This is a genomic window from uncultured Bradyrhizobium sp., assembly GCF_936943645.1.
Classification (GTDB): Bacteria; Pseudomonadota; Alphaproteobacteria; order Rhizobiales; family Xanthobacteraceae; genus Bradyrhizobium.
Genome location: NZ_CAKZJO010000010.1, coordinates 15,486 through 34,388, shown reverse-complemented (window position 1 = coordinate 34,388; position 18,903 = coordinate 15,486). Strand labels below are relative to the sequence as shown.

Annotated in this window: 22 protein-coding genes; 8 read left to right on the top strand and 14 right to left on the bottom strand. The window is 63.2% G+C overall.

The window, feature by feature from the left end; all coding sequences use genetic code 11:
• Positions 1-5: 5 nt before the first annotated feature.
• From Q0743_RS01185 to Q0743_RS01160, 6 genes are all read left to right on the top strand, one after another.
• The gene (locus tag Q0743_RS01185) at positions 6-233 is read left to right on the top strand and encodes a F0F1 ATP synthase subunit C (protein ID WP_092238250.1); all 228 of its coding nucleotides are present in this window, start codon (positions 6-8) and stop codon (positions 231-233) included.
• A gap of 61 nt (positions 234-294) precedes the next feature.
• A complete protein-coding gene (locus tag Q0743_RS01180; protein WP_298239767.1) occupies positions 295-861 on the top strand; it encodes a F0F1 ATP synthase subunit B' in 567 nt (188 codons plus the stop codon).
• 5 nt (positions 862-866) lie between these two features.
• Complete coding sequence (locus tag Q0743_RS01175) at positions 867-1,352, top strand: ATP F0F1 synthase subunit B (protein WP_298239766.1); 486 nt, start codon at positions 867-869, stop codon at positions 1,350-1,352.
• Between the two features lie 132 nt (positions 1,353-1,484).
• Positions 1,485-1,943, top strand: coding sequence for a hypothetical protein (locus Q0743_RS01170; RefSeq protein WP_298239765.1), 459 nt, complete (start codon positions 1,485-1,487; stop codon positions 1,941-1,943).
• 206 nt (positions 1,944-2,149) lie between these two features.
• Positions 2,150-2,824: a hypothetical protein gene (locus tag Q0743_RS01165; RefSeq protein WP_298239764.1), complete on the top strand. Its 675-nt coding sequence runs from the start codon at positions 2,150-2,152 to the stop codon at positions 2,822-2,824.
• A gap of 406 nt (positions 2,825-3,230) precedes the next feature.
• Positions 3,231-4,055: a hypothetical protein gene (locus Q0743_RS01160; protein WP_298239763.1), complete on the top strand. Its 825-nt coding sequence runs from the start codon at positions 3,231-3,233 to the stop codon at positions 4,053-4,055.
• Positions 4,056-4,097: 42 nt separating this feature from the next.
• On the opposite strand, the gene Q0743_RS01155 is transcribed toward Q0743_RS01160, so the two are convergent.
• The 5 genes from Q0743_RS01155 to Q0743_RS01135 all read right to left on the bottom strand — a co-directional run bounded on the left by Q0743_RS01155 (position 4,098) and on the right by Q0743_RS01135 (position 9,312).
• A complete protein-coding gene (locus tag Q0743_RS01155; protein WP_298239762.1) occupies positions 4,098-4,748 on the bottom strand; it encodes a hypothetical protein in 651 nt (216 codons plus the stop codon).
• Between the two features lie 120 nt (positions 4,749-4,868).
• Positions 4,869-5,456, bottom strand: a complete 588-nt coding sequence (locus Q0743_RS01150; protein WP_298239761.1) for a GNAT family protein — start codon at positions 5,454-5,456, stop codon at positions 4,869-4,871.
• 39 nt (positions 5,457-5,495) lie between these two features.
• Positions 5,496-6,785, bottom strand: coding sequence for a pitrilysin family protein (locus Q0743_RS01145; RefSeq protein WP_298239760.1), 1,290 nt, complete (start codon positions 6,783-6,785; stop codon positions 5,496-5,498).
• Positions 6,782-8,200, bottom strand: a complete 1,419-nt coding sequence (thrC, locus tag Q0743_RS01140; protein WP_298239759.1) for a threonine synthase — start codon at positions 8,198-8,200, stop codon at positions 6,782-6,784. The genes Q0743_RS01145 and thrC overlap by 4 nt, the downstream gene beginning before the upstream one ends.
• A 467-nt stretch (positions 8,201-8,667) precedes the next feature.
• Positions 8,668-9,312 (bottom strand): response regulator transcription factor, encoded by a 645-nt coding sequence (locus Q0743_RS01135; RefSeq protein WP_097657234.1) that lies wholly within the window; start codon positions 9,310-9,312, stop codon positions 8,668-8,670.
• Between the two features lie 86 nt (positions 9,313-9,398).
• On the opposite strand from Q0743_RS01135, the gene Q0743_RS01130 reads away from it, so the two are divergent.
• Positions 9,399-10,739, top strand: coding sequence for an ATP-binding protein (locus Q0743_RS01130; protein WP_298239758.1), 1,341 nt, complete (start codon positions 9,399-9,401; stop codon positions 10,737-10,739).
• Here the strand turns inward: Q0743_RS01130 and Q0743_RS01125 are convergent.
• The 9 genes from Q0743_RS01125 to coxB form a co-directional block, all read right to left on the bottom strand.
• Entirely contained in the window at positions 10,736-11,101 is a 366-nt protein-coding gene (locus Q0743_RS01125) for a nuclear transport factor 2 family protein (RefSeq protein ID WP_298239780.1), read from the bottom strand. The two genes, Q0743_RS01130 and Q0743_RS01125, sit on opposite strands and share 4 nt — an antisense overlap.
• A 114-nt stretch (positions 11,102-11,215) precedes the next feature.
• Positions 11,216-11,968 (bottom strand): SURF1 family protein, encoded by a 753-nt coding sequence (locus tag Q0743_RS01120; protein WP_298239757.1) that lies wholly within the window; start codon positions 11,966-11,968, stop codon positions 11,216-11,218.
• Positions 11,965-12,366, bottom strand: a complete 402-nt coding sequence (locus Q0743_RS01115) for a DUF983 domain-containing protein (protein ID WP_097657231.1) — start codon at positions 12,364-12,366, stop codon at positions 11,965-11,967. The genes Q0743_RS01120 and Q0743_RS01115 overlap by 4 nt, the downstream gene beginning before the upstream one ends.
• Positions 12,367-12,463: 97 nt before the next feature.
• Positions 12,464-13,360 carry a cytochrome c oxidase subunit 3 gene (locus Q0743_RS01110; protein WP_298239756.1) on the bottom strand — a complete coding sequence of 299 codons (897 nt, stop codon included), beginning with the start codon at positions 13,358-13,360 and terminating at the stop codon, positions 12,464-12,466.
• 77 nt (positions 13,361-13,437) lie between these two features.
• Complete coding sequence (locus Q0743_RS01105) at positions 13,438-14,076, bottom strand: cytochrome c oxidase assembly protein (RefSeq protein ID WP_298239755.1); 639 nt, start codon at positions 14,074-14,076, stop codon at positions 13,438-13,440.
• Between the two features lie 5 nt (positions 14,077-14,081).
• On the bottom strand, positions 14,082-14,258 hold the full coding sequence (locus Q0743_RS01100; RefSeq protein WP_063197888.1) for a hypothetical protein: 177 nt from the start codon (positions 14,256-14,258) through the stop codon (positions 14,082-14,084).
• A complete protein-coding gene (locus Q0743_RS01095) occupies positions 14,255-15,199 on the bottom strand; it encodes a heme o synthase (protein WP_298239754.1) in 945 nt (314 codons plus the stop codon). Before Q0743_RS01095 ends, Q0743_RS01100 begins: the two co-directional genes overlap by 4 nt.
• 60 nt (positions 15,200-15,259) lie before the next feature.
• Positions 15,260-16,879: a cytochrome c oxidase subunit I gene (ctaD, locus tag Q0743_RS01090; RefSeq protein ID WP_298239753.1), complete on the bottom strand. Its 1,620-nt coding sequence runs from the start codon at positions 16,877-16,879 to the stop codon at positions 15,260-15,262.
• Between the two features lie 87 nt (positions 16,880-16,966).
• Entirely contained in the window at positions 16,967-17,806 is an 840-nt protein-coding gene (gene coxB, locus Q0743_RS01085; protein WP_298239752.1) for a cytochrome c oxidase subunit II, read from the bottom strand.
• A 461-nt stretch (positions 17,807-18,267) separates the two neighbouring features.
• Between coxB and Q0743_RS01080 the strand changes: the two genes are divergently transcribed.
• On the top strand, positions 18,268-18,813 hold the full coding sequence (locus tag Q0743_RS01080) for an invasion associated locus B family protein (protein WP_097657225.1): 546 nt from the start codon (positions 18,268-18,270) through the stop codon (positions 18,811-18,813).
• Positions 18,814-18,903 lie beyond the last annotated feature (90 nt).

Below are 18,903 nucleotides of genomic sequence, written 5' to 3'. Positions count from 1 at the left end.
CTAAAATGGATCCGACAGCAGCAAAACTTATCGGCGCGGGCATCGCGTGCATCGGCATGGGCGGCGCGGGCGTCGGCGTGGGCGTGATCTTCGGCAACTACCTCGCCGCAGCCGTTCGCAACCCCTCGGCCGCTCAGGGCCAGTTCGGCAACCTGATCTTCGGCTTCGCCGTGACCGAAGCGCTCGGCATCTTCTCGCTGCTGATCGCGCTGCTTCTGCTGTTCGTTTTCTAAAGAACGACTTCTTTCGCGCCGCTTCATCCGAAGCGGCGCGTGACAGCAACAGGAGTACTCCATGGCCGAGAGTCATGGCGGGGCAAAAGGTCCGGCGGCGGGCGCTCACACCGAAGCCGATGGCGGTCATCACGGCGGCGGTTTTCCGCCGTTCGAGAGCAGCACTTTTGCTTCGCAGCTGGTGTCGCTCGCGATCTTCTTCGTCCTGCTTTACGTGATCGTGTCCAAGCTCGCTCTGCCGAAGGTCGGCGGTGCGATCGAGGCGCGCCAGAACAAGATCGAGGGTGACCTCACTGAGGCGCAGAAGCTGAAGGATCAGTCCGAGGCGGCGCTGAAGGCCTATGAAAGCGAGCTCGCCGCGGCGCGCACGCGGGCACAGGCGATCGGCAACGAATCCCGCGACAAGGCGAATGCGCAGGCCGATGCCGAGCGCAAGGCGCTGGAAGAACAATTGGCGGCCAAGCTCGCCGGGGCGGAGAAGACCATCGCCTCGACCCGCGCCACCGCCATGAGCAACGTCCGCGGCATCGCGGCCGATGCGGCAGGCCAGATCGTGCAGCAACTCACCGGCGTGGTTCCGGATGCGGCCTCGGTCAATGCTGCCGTTGACGCGTCCTTGAAGGGTTAGTCGATATGTTCTTCGATCCAGAGACTTGGGTCGCCGTCGCCTTCGTGATCCTGATGGTCGTGTTCGGCTATCTCGGGGTCTTCAAGTCGGCGATGACCGCGCTCGATCATCGCGCCGCCCGCATCAAGGCCGAGCTCGACGACGCCCAGCGCCTCAAGCAGGAAGCGGCCAAGGTGCTCGCCGACTACAAGGCGCGCAGTGCGACGGCCGAGCGCGAAGCCGCCGACATCATCGCCAATGCCAAGTCCGAAGCCGAGCGCATCGCGGCCGACGCCAAGGCGAAGATGGAAGACTTCGTCGCCCGCCGGACCAAGACCGCGGAGAGCAAGATCGCGCTCGCCGAGGCCCAGGCGCTGGCCGATGTCCGCGCCGCAGCCGCGGAAGCCGCCGTCCAGGCCGCCTCCACGATCCTGTCGCAGTCGGTCAAGGGCCAGGTCGCCGACGACCTGCTGGCCAAGGGCATCAACGAGGTCAGGCAGAAGCTGAACTGAGGCATTTGCCTTCACCCATCAAAAAGCCGGCGCGATGAGCGCCGGCTTTTTTGTTTGAACAGTTTGTCGCGCTTGACAATTACTGATTTTAATATCCTGATACTCTCTTTTTGGTTGACTTGGGGAGCAGGTATGACGATCACAAGCGGCCCTCCAACTTCTCCTATTCCGACTATTGCAGCGCTTCAGACCGATATCGGCTTCGCGAACCAGTTTCGGCTAGAGCTAATCAAGACGACATTCCTAGTTGCAACTGGACTGCTGGCATTTACCGTAAGCTTCCGACCAAGCGTTCCCGTTCCTAAATGGGAAGGGCTTATGTGGCTTGGTTGGATAGCATTGGGTCTTTCCACCATTGGAGCGATGGGAAACTTGTACGGGTGGGAGCGATTTTATGCGTCTTACCGCGACTACAAGAACAATCAGGCAGATGGGGAAAGAGCCCGACACAATATTACGCGGCTACGGCGGATAGCAATGACTATCCAATTCGGAGGCTTTGCTCTTGGAGTGTTGAGTATTGCATTATTTGCAGCTGCAAACTTAGACAATGTTAAACCGACTCCTCCAGCGAAAGAACTCTCCAAATGAAGGCTCCAAGTTGGCGCCGGAAACTAAATGTTCTTGTCCGGAGACTCCGAGAAGTTAGCGGCGACTCAAATAACTACCCTTCGGCAAACGCAAATCTGATTGACCTTACAGTCTGCGGAGGCAGTGCTTTCGACAGCTGCGGCGCCCGCATCGTAGCAAACATGTCATCGGCGTACGTTCCGGCGTTTTGCCGCGGAGGCCGTTACATGAATGCATATGACCTTGAAAAACAGCCACGCATTGGGAAGGCCCCCAAAGTTTCAAGAAAAAGGAAAACTGTCGATTCCGCAATCGCCACGGTCACGGGCCTGAAGCCCCATCAAATCTACTTTGCAGCTATAGAGTTGAATGGTGCGGGAATTGGATTTTACGGGGATTTTTGTCTTGTTCTCCGGAGACTGACAACGGATGCGCAGCTCTCAATACTCGACCGGAACTCCTATGACCTAATCAGAGATCCTCTAAGACAAGGTATCGATCGACGAAAATCAGAGGCCCAGCAACACGCCCTCATCATGAATTCCATGCGCGGCACCTTCAAAAGCGATTTGGCACCAATAGCGGCCATCAAGGTTCTCTCGACACGGCCTAGCAGCGACCGACTACTAACGACCGCCATGATTTCTGCTGGCGTTTTAGACGATGAAGACTACATCGAGGTTTTAAGAAATCAGTCATTTGGTCCCAGTGCGATTGAGGAAGTCCGCCTATCGGCCGCGGATGTTGCATTGGACGAACGAATCCGAGATCGAAGCATCAGCGGGGGCACCAGAATGGCCGAGCTCCTTTGGCGACGACGCCGTCGCGTAGCTGAAAGGCATTTGGCAGAAAGCAACATTTCAATCCGCGTGGTGACGACTACGGGTCGCACGCGTACCTAACAAGAGCGATCGGATGCGCAAACCACCAAGCTGGTATATCGATACACTCAATGCTCGGGGAGGGTTGGCATTTGCGAGTTGGAGAGCGAACGATCTTGAGCGAGGAAACACACTCTCGGACAGGCCTGTATTCTACTTCGCACCTCCGACGTTTACACCGACACCAATTGCGAGTCCCGCGACCGCCCTTGGCGGAGAGAGACACGGCTTTCAGCTCGGCCTGTTGGACCAACAGGGTGAAGTACCGTTTGGAACTCTCTCAGAGATAACCGAGTTTGTTAAACGCGTTTATCTCGGAAGCGGTCGCTCAGATGGTACGGATGGAGGAGGGATAATACCACTTCCACCTACTGAGCCTCTGGAGCCAAGCCCCGAGATAGGTGAAGAATTCGAACGACAGCCTGCCTTGAACGTTACTGATTTCGTTTCGCTTGTTAGAGAAACACCTCGAGGGGCCTCCCAATCGTTTGATTGGCTCCCGAAGAATAAGGGCGAGGACCAAAGGTTTGGTTTGACCATATCAGCAATTCTCCGTGGCGCAGAGGCCGCACTTGCTGAAATGCTCGCGAGGCTGCCAGCCGCGAAGGGTGGTGCATTCGACAGGTGGCACGTCGCCGCTTCCCGATTAGCGGCTATCCTGATCCAGTTCGATCTCATCGAGGCCATCGATCGAAACATCGATCATCGCACCCGCGCCGCTTGCGAGAATTTTGCGCAAGCTATGGACGCGAATTTTGGAATTTCAGCACATCCGGCAGAGCTACGGGCTTATCCATTCTACTGCATCGCAATGATGATCTGCGGCATCTATCCAGGATATCGATGGCCCGATTATCCAGTATGGACACACAGTCTCACTTCAGTCGGAGAACCACTCGAAGATTTGGCCTGTCTGCCGATCAGCGCGAAACACGCAGGTGCAATTGGTGCGCCCGATCCTTCCGCAGCTAGCATTGCTGATCTCTTTTGCTCGGTCCTTGCTTCGCCTCAGCGCATCTACAACATGCCGGATATTGAAGACATCTTTTGGTTTGGCGCCGCTCGCGTGGTCGGATGTGATCCACCGTCCATAAGTTCTTACTCCCCGAGACGTCGTATCGACCTCGTTCACGATTCGCGATTGAGACGACTGACTATTGCAGCCCGACTTTGGGTACGAAAGGAATTGCCAAGTCGGTGTTTCTCGCCAACGGTGGAAAAACTAATTGAAGACAATCCATCTGCCCCCTAAGTTCGTTGGCTGATGGGACGCGCCTGCGCGGAGACTGATCCCCTACTTCTTCTTCCGCCCCTTCGGCTCGGGCGAGAGCGCCTGCGGGTCGAAGCCGACATAGAAAATGTAGCTATCGGCGACCGCGGACGCGGGCACCGGATAGCTCATGTCCTCGACGACGAACGTGAAGGGCACGCTGCCGGTATCCGTCATCTCGACCGTGGTCCGGTAGGCCTTCGAGGCGATCACCTTCTCGCCGACGCCGCCCTGCACGACGGCGATGCGCAAGGGCACCTCGACCGTGGCAGGCGCGCCGGCGGGGCCGGCAATGACGCGGCCCTGAATGCCGATCCGGGCGGTGATACCGGCGCTGCTGCGGGCGCATTCGCGCGCCATCTTGGTGATCGTGGCCTGGAAGCGAATCTCATTGCCGACGGCCGGCTTGCCGCCGGCGCCGACCGCGTAGGTCGAGGCCCCCGCGCGCACCGTCACTTGCGGGCAATCGAGATCGTCTTCCGCCGGCTGGCCGGGTGCGGGCGCCGGTTTGGGCGGGGCCGGCTCGTCGGATTTGCCGCCGAACAGGCTCTTGAAACGGTCGGTCAATGACTGCGCCGCAACCGGCGAAACCGCCGCGAACGACACCGACAATGCAAGTGCGATCGCCGGCATTCGCCGCAGCACATTCCGCGATGACCGAAGCTGCTTCCCCATCAAAGCCCGTACTCCATGACAAAACCCGGCGGATCCCCGGGAGGCCCAGCGCCTTATATCGCCAAAATCGGCGAACCCAAGGCAGCAAAAAGGGGGATTTGGCCACACGAACTGGGCAGCTCAGCCGCGGAAATCCTCGTGCAACAGGCCGAACAGCAAATGGTCCTGCCAGATCCCGTTGATGCAGAGATAGCGGCGCGCCAACCCCTCACGGGAGAAGCCGCATTTCTCCAGCACCCGGATCGAGGGCGCATTGGTGGGGATGCAGGCCGCCTCCACCCGGTGCAGGTTCAGCTCACCGAACAGCGTCGGCAGCAGCACCCGCAGCGCCGCCGTCATGTAGCCGCGATGCGCATGGGGCTGACCGACCCAGTAGCCGATGGTTCCGGCTTGCACGATGCCGCGCCGGACATTGGCCAGCGTGATGCCGCCGACCATGGCGCCGTCGAGCTCGCGAAAGATCAGAAAGGGATAAGAGCGGTCCGCGGCGATATCCTCGGAGTAGCGGCGCAGGCGACGACGGAAGCCGGAGCGCGTCAGGTCGTCCGAGGGCCAGATCGGCTCCCAGGGCGTCAGGTAGTCACGGCTGGTTTCGCGCAAATGCGCCCATTGCAGGAAGTCCGACATCTGCGGTGCGCGCAAGAGCAGCCCGTTGCCACGCGGCGCGAGGGTGGCGGGTCCACTGGACGGCAGGCGAAAGAGGGCCATGGTGATGCTTCCCGGGGCGGTCTCGCCGTTGCGCGGCTCCTAATGCAGCCGCGCCTTGGCACGCGCCCGGGTCAATCCTTCCGCAAAAGATACCGCCGTGTCCAGACCCCTGCCACTGCCTAATGCGACAACGGCAGGCCGGCTCCGCGCCAGCAGCGCACGCGCCGCGTCCCGGGTCGATTCGACGCTGACCGCGTCGATCCGGCCGACCAGCTCCTCGACCGTCTGCGGCCGCCCATAGGCGAGAATATGCCGGGCGAGCTGCTCGGCGCGCGACGAGCAGCTCTCCAGCGCCATCAGGAGGCCCGCCTTCATCTGCGCCTTGGCCCGTGCGATCTCGGCCTCGGTCAGCGTTTCCACCGACTCATTCATGATGTCGACCACGACCTCCATCATCTCCGGTGCATCGGCCGGATCGGTGCCGGTGTAGAGGCCGAAGAAGCCGGTGTCGGTATAGGGCGCGTGGAACGAGTAGATCGAGTAACAGAGACCGCGCTTCTCGCGCACCTCCTGGAACAGGCGGGACGACATTCCGCCGCCGAGGATGTTGGTGAAGACCTGGAGCGAGAACAGCGACGCATCGGCCTGCGGCACGCCTTCCAGCGCCAGCGTCAGATGCGCCTGCTCCAGCTCGCGATGCACCACCTTGGCGCCGCCCTTGCCGAATTGAGCGGTTTGCGGCTTCGGGCCCGGCGCCGCCTCGAAACTCGCAAAGCGCTTCTCGGCCTCGGCGACGACCTGGCTGTGATCGACCGCACCGGCCGCCGCCACCACCATGTCGGGCCCGCGATAATGCGTGGAGAGATAGCTGCGCAGCATGTCGCGGTTGAAGCTGCGCAGCGTCTTGGCCGTGCCGAGCAGCGAACGGCCCATCGGCTGGTCGGGATAGCAGAGCTCGTTGAGATGCTCGAACACGACGTCGTCGGGCGTGTCCTGCGCGGCCCCGATCTCCTGCACGATGACGTTCTTCTCGCGCTCCAGCTCGTCCGGCTCGAAGGCGGGATTGGCCAGGATGTCGGCGAGCACGTCGAGCGCGAGCGGCACGTCGGCCTTCAGCACCCGCGCGTAATAGGACGTCGTCTCGGTCGAGGTGCCGGCATTGAGGTCGCCGCCGACCGCCTCGATCTCCTCGACGATTTCGCGCGAGGAGCGCTTCGTCGTGCCCTTGAACGCCATGTGTTCGAGCAGATGCGAGATGCCATGCTCGTTCGGCTTCTCGTCGCGCCCGCCGACGCCGGCCCAGACGCCGAGCGCGGCGGTTTCCAGATGAGGCATCTTGTCGGTGACGACGGTCAGGCCGGAGGCAAGCTTGGTGATCTCGACGCTCATCCGGCAACTCCCTGCTTTGCAGCGCGGCTGACCGACAACACGAACCGCTCGAGCTCGGCCTGATCGTTCTTCATCACCTTCATGTGTTCGGATTTGGTCATCAATCCATCGAGCCAGGCCGGCAGTTGCGGCCGCTGGCCGCAGGCCGCTTCGACAGCATCGGGGAATTTGGCCGGATGGGCGGTCGAGAGCACGATGCTCGGAACCCGCGTATCGGTGGTGTCGCGATCAGCGACGGCGAGCGCCACCGCGGTGTGGGGATCGACCAGCTCGCCGGCCTCGCGCCAGCCGGCGCGGATCGCAGCCGCCGTCTCGGTCTCGTCGGCGCGGCCGGCGTCGAACTCCTCGCGGATGGCGGCGAGCGTCGCATCGGGCAGCACGAAACGTCCGGACTGCTTCAGCGAATCCATCAGGCGGCGCACGGCGGCGGCATCGCGCTTGCCGGCCTCGAACATCAGCCGCTCGAAATTCGAGGAGATCTGGATGTCCATCGAGGGCGAGGCCGTGGCGTGCACCTCGCGCACCTCGTAGATGCCGGTCTTCAGGGTACGCGCCAGGATGTCGTTGACGTTGGCGGCGATGCGCAGGGTGCGCACCGGCAGTCCCATGCGCTTGGCGACGTAGCCGGCAAAGATGTCGCCGAAATTGCCGGTCGGCACCACGAAATCGACCGCGCGCGCGGGCGCACCGACGGCAACCGCGGAGGTGAAATAGTAGACCACCTGAGCGACTATGCGCGCCCAGTTGATGGAATTGACGCCGGAGAGCGAGGTCGCGTCGCGGAAGCGATGGTTGTTGAACATCCCCTTCACGAGCGCCTGGCAATCGTCGAAATTGCCCTCGATGGCGAGCGCATGGACATTGTCGGCGCCCGTCGTCGTCATCATCCGCCGCTGCACCTCGGAGATGCGGCCGTGCGGGAACAGCACGATGAGATCGACATTCTCGAGCCCGGCGAAGGCCTCGACAGCAGCACCGCCGGTATCGCCCGACGTCGCGACCACGATGGTGGTGCGCTGACCGCGCTTGGCGAGCACGTGGTCCATCAGCCGCGAGATCAGCTGCATCGCCACGTCCTTGAAGGCGAGCGTCGGGCCGTGGAACAGCTCCAGCACGAACTGGTGCGGCGACATCTGGCGCAGCGGCACCACGGCGGGATGGCGGAAGGTGGCATAGGCCTCGTTCGCCATGCGGCCGAGCTCGGCATCGGAGATCTCGCCGCCGGCGAAGGGACGGATCACCTCGACCGCGACCTCCCAATAGGGGCGGCCGAAAAAGCCGGCGATGGCATCAGTGGAGAGCTGCGGCCAGACGGTCGGCACATACAGGCCGCCGTCGCGGGCAAGCCCGGTCAGCATCACGTCGCAGAAGCCGAGTTCAGGGGCCTCGCCCCGGGTCGAGATATAACGAGTCAAACTGCCCTCCAAAGGCCGGCCGGCCTGAGCCGCTCGTTAAGCCTTTGATTCTATGAAACTACTTGTTAACAGCCAGAGGCTTTGGGCCACCATAAAGTGTTTTGCGGCATCGGGAAACCGCTTCCCGCCGCTCCCCGGCCCAACGAAAAAGGGCTGCGGCGATGCCGCAGCCCCTCTCTTGGAAGGTCTGTCGTTGATGTGTGCAGACCCGGTTTGCCTCGTCGGGGTCGGATGACCCGTCAAAACTGTTCGCGCAACCTTTCGTCGCCTGTCACGAAACCGTCAAGGCCGAAAACGAGATATGCGAGAAAATGTTCCTATTTTTCCCGATCCAGCTCGGCTCCCCAAAGCTTGGCCAAGCCGCAGCACGCATCACTAGGCCGCGGCACGCCTGCGTGTTGCCGCCCTTTCCCGAATTCCCGGATATCTCGGACATGGATCGGCACTGGTCCGCCCGCGGCGGACCGTCAATTCATCCCGATTTCCACCGCGATCCTGATCAGGTCGGAATGGTTCTTGGCGCCCAGCTTCTGCTTGAGCAAGGACGTGGTGTTGGCGACCGTCTTGTAGGAAATGCCGAGCGCCTCGGCCACTTCCACGATCTTGTCGCCGCGTCCGAGCAGACGGAGAATTTCGAGCTCCCGCGGCGTCATCTGCGAGGCCGGGTTGGCCTTGATGGCCGCGCCGGAGAACGTCACGGCTTCGGCAAGCTGCGGGGAGATGAAATTGTCGCCCGCCACCACCTTGCGCACCGCCTTGAGCAGGATCCTGGGATCGTCGCCCTTGGAGACGTAGCCCTGCGCCCCGAGCTCGACCGCCCGCACCACGAAGGCGGGATCGTCGTTCATGCTGAACATGATGATCTTGGCGTCGGGATCGTCCTTGCGGATGCGTCGCATCAGCTCGAAGCCGGAGACGTCGGGCAGGCTGATGTCGATCACGGTGACGTCGGGCCGCTTGCTCACATAGGCGCGATGGCCGGATTTGGCGTCCGTCGCCTCCTCGATACGGATCGAATGGTCCGCCGCGAACAGGGTGCGGCAACCGGACAGCACCACGGGATGGTCGTCGACTATCAGGACCCGGGTCCCCGGTTTGGCGGTATCTTGCATCGCGCGCTCTCTTGTTTTTCAACTCATAAACCGGCGGGAACAAATGGAAAGAGCAAATTCTCCCGATGCGCGTTAGAATTGACCTAATGTGGCACCGACTCTCGTTCAGAACGCAACTGTTTCTTCCGCTCGGCGCAAGTTTTCTCGCTGCGCTGATCCTGGGCGGTATATTGCTGCAGATATTTGCAACCGGTCAGCTCGCCGACGAGAACGAGCCGGCCCGACGCTCGATCCGGATCATCTCCACTGCACTCAACAACACGCTGCGCGTCTCGGACAATCCTCAAAAGACGCTGGATGCCTTCGTCCAGTCGCTGGACACCTCCTCCGATATCCAATTCCGCCGCATAGAAGATGGTTCTCCCGTCTCCCCGAAGGATGATGCCCGCAACCTGAAGGTTGTTCCAAGGTGGTTCGTCGATCTGTTGACCATACCGGAGATGGATGCCGCCTCTCCTGTGGTCGTTGACGGCAGACATGTCGGCGATCTCGTGTTCCTGCCGGATTTGTCGGCAGACCTGTTCGAGAAGTGGATCGGCTTCCTCGCGCTGACCGGCCTGGTCGCCGTGCTGATGATACTCACCGGTATCATTGCCTATGTGTTCGCGGAATCTGCCTTGCGCCCGTTGCAAAATCTCGGCCAAGGCCTGACGCGCATCGGGCGCGGCGATTACGCGACGCCAATCCCGGTCGGGGGACCGCCCGAGATCCGGCAAAGCTGCGAAGAAGCAAATGCCCTGGCCACGACGCTCGCCCGATTGAGCCAGCACAATCGCGACCTGCTTCATCGCCTGGTGTCGCTTCAGGACGACGAGCGGCGCGATCTCGCCCGCGAATTGCACGACGAGCTCGGACCGCTGCTGTTCGCCATCCGCGCCGGCACGATCGCCCTGATCGACGCCGAGCCGCAGGCGGGAAATCTCGGCAATTCGGCTCAGGATGTGCTGCAATCGGTCGAGGCGCTGCAGCAGACCAACCGGCGCATCCTCGATCGGCTGCGGCCGCTCTACATCGAGGAGCTCGGCCTTGCGACCAGCGTGCAGACGCTGCTCCGGAATTTTCGCAAGCAGGCGCCGCACATCGCGCTGACGGACACGATCGATCCGGATCTGAACGTGATCGACGGGCCGCTGGCCCGGACCGTCTACCGGGTGATCCAGGAGGCACTCACCAACGTGCTGCGCCACGCCAAGGCCGGCAGCGCCCATGTCCAGGCAACCGTCGCCGGCGGGACGCTCGTCATCGAGATCGCCGACGACGGCGGCGGCTTTCCCGCCGACAATGTCTTCGGCCGCGGCCTCACCGGCATGCACGAGCGCGTGCGGGCGCTCAGCGGATCGCTGTCACTGCTGCGCGTGGACGAGCGAACCTATGTCCGCTGCCGCCTGCCGGCCGAGATGGCGCGCGAGGCGCCGGTCAACCGCTAGCACGCGCAGCCATCATGCGCGTTCTGTCGCGCCGGCTCGCACGACGTGCTGTGGATCTTGCCGTCCGAACTGAAGCGAAACGAGGCGCGAATCCGCAGCGCGCCCGCGACGGAATATTCGAGATCGACGCCATGAGGCACCGGGCGGATCTCCTCCAGCCCGAAACCCGCCAACGAGTACGCGCTGAGCCGCGGCTGCCAATAGGCTTCCAGCTCGCTCCGGCCGCGGTAGCGCCGCGCGCCATTGCAGGTGCATTCGACCTGGGCGTCGTCCGCATAGAGGTCGAGCAACATCATGAGGTCGCCCTTCCGGCAGGCATCCACCCAGTCGACGACAATTCCCATCTGATCGAAATCGCTCACGCCGCAATCCTGTCTGCCGCGGAAAAACATCGGCGGCTTAGGATCACACTCGTGAATATGCGCTGAATAATAAACCCCGGGCGATACCGGGTTCCCGCACGGAAACCGATCGCCTCAACTCTGCCGCCGGCCCCTTGCCCACACCGCGAAGGCGATCAGCACGGCGCCTGCGAGCATGAACCAGGTGACGGCGTATTGCAGGTGATCGTCCTTCAGATGCACGTCGAGCGGCCCCGGGCGCGGGATGCCGTTCTCCGGAACCGGCTGCTCGAGGTCGACATAGAACGGCGCCACCGCACCCCACTGAAGCGCGCTTGCGATGGCCGGATGATCGCGCACGAACCAGAGCCGCTTGTCGCGATTCTCCGCCGGCGTCAGCCAGCCGGCGCCTTCCGGAAAGCGCAGATAGCCGGTGAGCGCGACCGGCTGCCCGGTGACGAGCTTCTTCACCGCGCGATCCTCGACGCTGCGGTCCTGCATCGTGTTCTCGACGAAGCCGGCATCGATCACGACCGTCTCGCCGTCAGGCAGCCGCGCCGGCAGGAACGCCCAGGTGCCGGGGCCTGATGCGTCCTTGCGCACCGCGGAGCCCGAGGAATAGACCATCGCATCGGGCAGGGCCGCGTAGGTCGCGGTGAAGCTGACGCGGCGGAATTCGTCACGCGCGGGATTGAGTTCGGCCCATAGCGTCGGCGGCGGCAGCGCGACCGGCGCGGCGGCGAGGCGCTCGGTAAGGGCTGCGACCAGCTCGTGCTTGGCGGTCCGCCGCTGCAATTGCCAGAAGCCGAGCGCGAGGAAGACGGCCGTCAGGAACAGCGTGAACAGCGCGAAGCCGGCCACGCGAGGCTTGCGTGCGGGCTCGTTCATTTCGCGCGGTCGACCAACCGGCCCGGCGCCGCCTTGTGGTGGAATTGCAGCGCGATCAGCAGCGACTTCATCGCCCGCAGCGGCAGCAGCGTGGTGGCCAGGATCAGCGGCAACCACAACACCGCATGCAGCCAGTAGGGCGGCTGGTACTTGACCTCGACGATGAGCGCCGCCGCGACGACGATGCCGCCGGCCAGCATGATGATGAAGATCGCCGGACCGTCGCCGGTGTCGATGAAGGCGTAGTCGAGGCCGCAGCGGTCGCAGGCGGGCGCAAGGTTGAGGAAACCCGCATAGAGCTTGCCCTGGCCGCAGCGCGGGCATCTGCAGGCAAGCCCGCGCAGCGCGCTCTGCAGGACGGTGGTCTCGGGCTCGGTCTTGCCGGCAGTGTCGTTCATGATGGCGGACTCTATCACAATTTTCGCCGAAACTTCCGGCGGACCAAAAGCGAAAGGGCGGCCCTGCGGCCGCCCTTTGTGGTCGATTCGATGCGGCTCAGTGCGCGCCGTGGGCCATGGCCTCGGCGCCGTGTCCCCAGACGTAGATGCAGAGGAACAGGAACAGCCAGACCACGTCGACGAAGTGCCAGTACCAGGCGGCGAACTCGAAGCCGAGGTGCTGCTTCGGCGTGAAGTGGCCGGCATAGGCACGGAACAGGCAGACCAGCAGGAAGATGGTGCCGACCAGCACGTGGAAGCCGTGGAAACCGGTCGCCATGAAGAAGGTCGCGCCGTAGACGTTGCCGCCGAACGAGAACGCCGCGTGGCTGTACTCATAGGCCTGCACGCAGGTGAAGAGCGCTCCCAGCACGACGGTGAGGATCAGGCCGTATTTCAGGCCCTGGCGGTCGTTCTCGAGCAGCGCGTGGTGCGCCCAGGTCACCGTGGTGCCCGAGGTCAGCAGGATCAGCGTGTTCAACAGCGGCAGATGCCAGGGATCGAAAGTCTCGATACCCTTCGGCGGCCAGGTGCCGGGGACCGCGCAGGCGCCGGCCTGGGTGCCGAGACCGCAGCCGAACACGGCGTCGCGGGTGGCGTGGACGGCGTCGGCCGGAAACAGCGCGGCGTTGAAATAGGCCCAGAACCAGGCGACGAAGAACATCACCTCGGAGGCGATGAACAGGATCATGCCGTAGCGGTGATGCAGCTGCACGACGCGGGTGTGGTCGCCCTTGTATTGGGCTTCCTTGATCACGTCGCCCCACCAGCTCGCCATCGTGTAAAGCACGCCCACGGTGCCGACGCCGAACACGATCGGCGCGGCCGAGAACATGTGATGCATCCAGGTGATCGCGCCGACCGCCATGATGAAGGCTGAGACCGAACCGACGGCCGGCCAAGGCGACGGATCGACCAGGTGATAGTCGTGATGCTTGGTGTGCGCCGTTGCCATTTGCGGTCTCTCTCCTCAATCCCGTGCCTGTCAGGCACTTATCCCCTTGTTCCGACCATCGGGCGCGAGGCCCGCGGTCAGAGATTTCCCTTGCGCTTGTCGCCTTCGCCCGATGCCAGCGGCTTCACCACGGGATCCTTCACCGGATAGAAGGTGTAGGACAGCGTGATGGTGTTCAGCCCGTCGTTCTCGTGGTCGTCGGCAATCGACGGATCGACGTAGAAGACGACAGGCATCTCGCGCTTCTCGCCCGGAGCCATGATCTGCTCGGTGAAGCAGAAGCAGTTGATCTTCTGGAAGTAGGAGCCGACCGTCAGTGGCGCGACGTTGTAGGCAGCCTGGGCCGCCGTGGTGCGCGCGGCCTGGTTGGTCACCGTGTAGAAGATCGTCACGACCTGGCCGATATTGACCTCGATCTCGTTCTGCTCCGGCTCGAACTTCCAGGGCAGGCCGGGCGCGACGTTGGAATCGAAGCGCACCCAGATTTTTCGCGCGATCGGCCCGGTGGCCGGCGTCGAGGTCGCCACCTGCGTCGTGCCGTTGAAGCCGGTGGCGCGGCAGAACCAGTTGTAGAAGGGCACGGCCGCGTAGGAAGCGCCGACCATCAGGGCGACCACGCCGCCGCAGATCGACGCAACCACGACATCACGACCCAGCCCGCGGCGCTTGGCCGGCCTGGCGCTGACATCCTGCGATATGGTGGGCTCGTGATCCATGTTTGCTACATCGGCCGCACGAGAACGGCCGGTCCCTTGACCATGGTGACGGCGAAGAACAGCACCACGAGCACGCCGAGCGCCAGAGCGATGGCAATCGAGCGCTGACGACGGCTCTTCTTCTGCGCCTCGGTAAGGACGATTCCGTCTGTCTCGGGTTTGTCGGCCATCGCGGTGATCATGCGCCCCCAACCATCGGAGCCAGCGCGCGGAACACGACCTCGGCCAGCAGGGTCGCGAACAGCGCGAACAGATAGAGGATCGAGAAGGCGAACAGCTTGCGGGTCGCGCGCAGCGATTGGCTGCGCTCACGGCGCAGATAGACGTTGATCGCGAGCACCAGCATGCCGGCGCCGAGGATCAGCGAGACGATGCCGTAGATCGCGTCGAAATAGCCGAGCGCCCAGGGCGCGGCGGCGACCGCGATCAGCACGACGGTGTAGAGCAGGATCTGCAGCCGCGTCGCGTCGGGACCGGCGACGTTGGGCAGCATCGGAATGCCGGCCCGCGCATAGTCGTCGGAGCGGAACAGCGCCAGCGCCCAGAAATGCGGCGGGGTCCAGAAGAAGATGATGGCGAACAGCAGCAGCGGCTCGACGTCGACCGTGCCCGTGACGGCAGCCCAGGCCACCACCGGCGGCAGCGCGCCGGCGGCGCCGCCGATCACGATGTTCTGCGCAGTCCAGCGCTTCAGGCCCATCGTATAGATCACGACGTAGAAGAAGATGGTGAAGGCGAGCAGGCTACCTGCGATCCAGTTGACGAGGATGCCGAGCGTCATCACCGAGAAGAACGACAGCGTCAGGCCGAACGCCATCGCCTCGGGGCGGGTGATGCGGCCGCGCGGGATCGGCCGGTTCGCCGTGCGCGACATCTTGGAATCGATGTCGCCCTCGAGTGCCATGTTGAGCGCGCCGGAGGCGCCGGCTCCGACGGCGATGCAGAGCAGCGAGGTGAAGGCCAGCACGGGGTGGAAGTGTCCCGGCGCCATCGCCATCCCGACGAGCGCGGTGAAGATCACCAGCGACATCACCCGCGGCTTCAAGAGCGCGATGTAGTCGCCGACCTCCGCCTCGGAGATGCGGGGATTGATGTCGATGGCGTTCTGGTCGAGCACGGACACGAATTCAACTCGCTTCGTTATAGAACCGCGGCGCCCGTCACGGGCGCCGCGGATGTTGGCTTACTGCACGCGGGGCAGCACTTCGAACTGGTGGAAGGGCGGCGGCGAGGGCAGCGTCCATTCCAGCGTGGTCGCGCCGGCACCCCACGGATTGTCGCCCGCCGGCACCTTCTTCATGAAGGCGTCGAGCACGCAGTAGAGGAAGATCAGCACGCCGAAGCCGGAGATGTAGGAACCGACCGACGACACCAGGTTCCAGCCCGCGAACGCGTCGGGATAGTCGACGTAGCGGCGGGGCATGCCCGACAGGCCGAGGAAGTGCTGCGGGAAGAACACCAGGTTGACGCCGATGAAGGTGACCCAGAAATGCGCCTTCGCCAGCGTCTCGTTGTACATGTAGCCCGACATCTTCGGGAACCAGTAGTACCAGCCGGCAAAGATCCCGAACACCGCGCCGAGCGACAGCACGTAGTGGAAGTGCGCGACGACGTAGTAGGTCTCCTGCAGCACGCGGTCGACGCCGGCATTCGCCAGCACGACGCCGGTGACGCCGCCGATCGTGAACAGGAAGATGAAGCCCACGGCCCAGATCATCGGCGCGCGGAACTCGATCGAGCCGCCCCACATCGTGGCGATCCAGGAGAAGATCTTCACGCCGGTCGGGACCGCGATGACCATGGTCGCGGCGACGAAATAGGCCTGCGTCGCCGAGGACATGCCGACGGTGTACATGTGGTGCGCCCACACCACGAAACCGATGCCGCCGATCGCGACCATGGCGTAGGCCATGCCGAGATAGCCGAACACGGGCTTGCGCGAGAAGGTCGAGACGATCTGGCTGATCATGCCGAAGGCGGGCAGGATCAGGATGTAGACCTCGGGGTGGCCGAAGAACCAGAACAGATGCTGGAACAGCACGGGATCGCCGCCGCCGTCGGGGGCGAAGAACGTGGTGTGGAAGTTGCGGTCCGTGAGCAGCATGGTGATCGCGCCGGCGAGCACCGGCAGCGACAGCAGCAGCAGGAACACCGTCACCAGGATCGACCACACGAACAGCGGCATCTTGTGCAGGGTCATGCCCGGCGCGCGCATGTTGAAGATGGTGGTGATGAAGTTGATGGCGCCGAGGATCGACGAGGCGCCCGCCAGATGCAGCGACAGGATCGCGAAGTCGACGGCCGGGCCCGGATGACCGGAGCTCGACAGCGGCACGTACATGGTCCAGCCGGCGCCGACGCCGTTGGCGCCCGGCTCGCCCTCGACGAAGGTCGACATCAGCAGCAGGCCGAAGGAAGCCGGCAGCAGCCAGAACGAGATGTTGTTCATGCGCGGGAACGCCATGTCGGGCGCGCCGATCATCAGCGGCACGAACCAGTTGCCGAAGCCGCCGATCATCGCGGGCATGACCATGAAGAAGATCATGATCAGGCCGTGAGAGGTCACGAAGACGTTGTAGGTGTGCGTCTCATGGAAGATCTGCACGCCCGGATACATCAGCTCGGCACGGATCGCGATCGACATCGCGGCGCCGATGATACCGGCGATGACCGCGAAGATCAGGTACATCGTGCCGATGTCCTTGTGGTTGGTCGAATAGACGTAGCGCCGCCATCCGGTCGGATGGGCATGCTCGTCATGTCCGTGGGCGTGATCGCCGTGTGCCGCTGCGCTCGTTGCCATTTTCAAATCCTGCCTTGCGTCCCATTCGGACCTCTGGAGGTCCCGCCCTTATATCGCTTTCAGTCCCTGAAAGCCGTCACCCGACGCTCACTGCGTCGGGCCGGCTGCGGAGGCGTAGGTGCTGGTGCCGCCGCTCGCAAATTTCTTCTTCGCCGTCTCGACCCAGGAGGCGAACTCCTTGTCCTCCACGACGCGAATCGCGATCGGCATGAAGGCGTGGTCCTTGCCGCAGAGCTCCGAACACTGACCGTAGAACATGCCGGTCTTGGTCGCCTTGAACCAGGTCTCGTTCAGCCGGCCCGGAATGGCGTCGATCTTGACGCCGAAAGCCGGCAGGGCGAAGGCGTGGATGACGTCGGCACCCGTGACCTGGACACGAATCACCTTGTTGACCGGCACCACCATCTCGTTGTCGACTCCGAGCAGACGGGGCTGCTTGTCCTGCGCCATCAGCGAGTCGAACTCGAACTTGCCGTTATCGGGATAGGCGTAGGACCAGTACCACTGCTTGCCGGTCGCCTTGACGGTGATATCCGCCTTCGGCACGTCGAGCTCGAGGAACAGAAGCCGGAACGACGGCACCGAGATGCCGACCAGGATCAGCACGGGAACGAGCGTCCAGGCCACCTCGATCAGCGTGTTGTGGGTGGTGCGCGAGGGAACCGGGTTCGCCCGCGCGTTGAACTTGATGACCACGACCACGAGCAGCGCCAGAACAAACAGCGTGATCAGGGTGATCAGCACGAACAGGAAGTTGTGGAACCAGACGATGTTGTCCATCACCGGGGAGCCGGACTCCTGAAGCGTCCATTCCCAAGGCTTCGGCTGCCCGAGCTCGGCAAATGCCGCGCCGCCCGTCGCCAGCGTCAGACCCGCCACGGCCAATCCCAGCAAGTGCCGGCCCATCCGGCCCATCGACATCCTCATGCCGTTCGCGCTCCCCTTACGAAATCACCCCAAGTGCGCTCCCCTGTCTCCGGAAAACGCTTATTCGATCCGCCCGCCTGACAAACCGCCGCGCAAGAATACCTCTAAGAGGAATTGGGGCCAGATCGCTAGAACGCCGAAATCAAGCCTCTCAAACCATAATTTTTGATCTATCGCAATGCAGTCTTGAGGCCGGTCTGCCAGCCATCACCCGCAAGATAATTCCTAGTAATATCGGACAAAAATACCGTTGGCCGGGATGCTGCGGCTTGACAGCGGAATTGCCCGCGTTAGGCACTGCCAGATGGCCGCGCAGGAACCTGATTCGTGCGGGCGGCGGCGGTGCGAGGCGGCGTGGAATTTGCTTGGGAATCGCCTTCAAGACGCCGTCATTCCCGTATCAGTCCGCCAGATTAGTCCGCCAAGCGCGAGCGACCCAGGCGAGCAGAGGGACCGACCCGATGGGGCTTTCGAAATCGACGGCAAGGCAGGCGAGATCGCTGGCTGACCGCCTCCCGGCGCTGGCAGGCCTGCTGGCGGCGATCGTCCTTCTGGCGCTTCCCGGCCTTGCTCATGCGCAGGGCGCAGTGCGCTCCGTCCATGGCGACTGGCAGATTCGCTGCGACACCCCGCCCGGCGCCCAGACCGAGCAATGCGCCCTGATCCAGAGCGTTGTGGCGGAGGACCGTTCCAATGCCGGCCTGACCGTCATCGTGCTGAAGACCGCCGACCAGAAGAGCCGCCTGATGCGCGTGGTCGCGCCCCTGGGTGTCCTGCTGCCCTCCGGCCTCGGCCTCAAGCTCGACAACCAGGACGTCGGCCGCGCCGGATTCGTCCGCTGCCTGCCCAATGGCTGCGTCGCCGAGGTCGTCATGGACGACAAGCTGCTCGGCCAGCTCCGCACCGCCAAGACCGCCACCTTCATCATCTTCGAGACCCCGGAAGAAGGCATCGGCTTCCCGCTCAGCCTGAACGGGCTGGGTGAGGGCTACGACAAGCTGCCGTAGGGGGCAGATTTCCGATCGCATATTCTCAATCCCGTCATCCTGAGGTGCGAGTTCGGCAGCGCAATCGCGCTGCCGTGCGAGCCTCGAAGG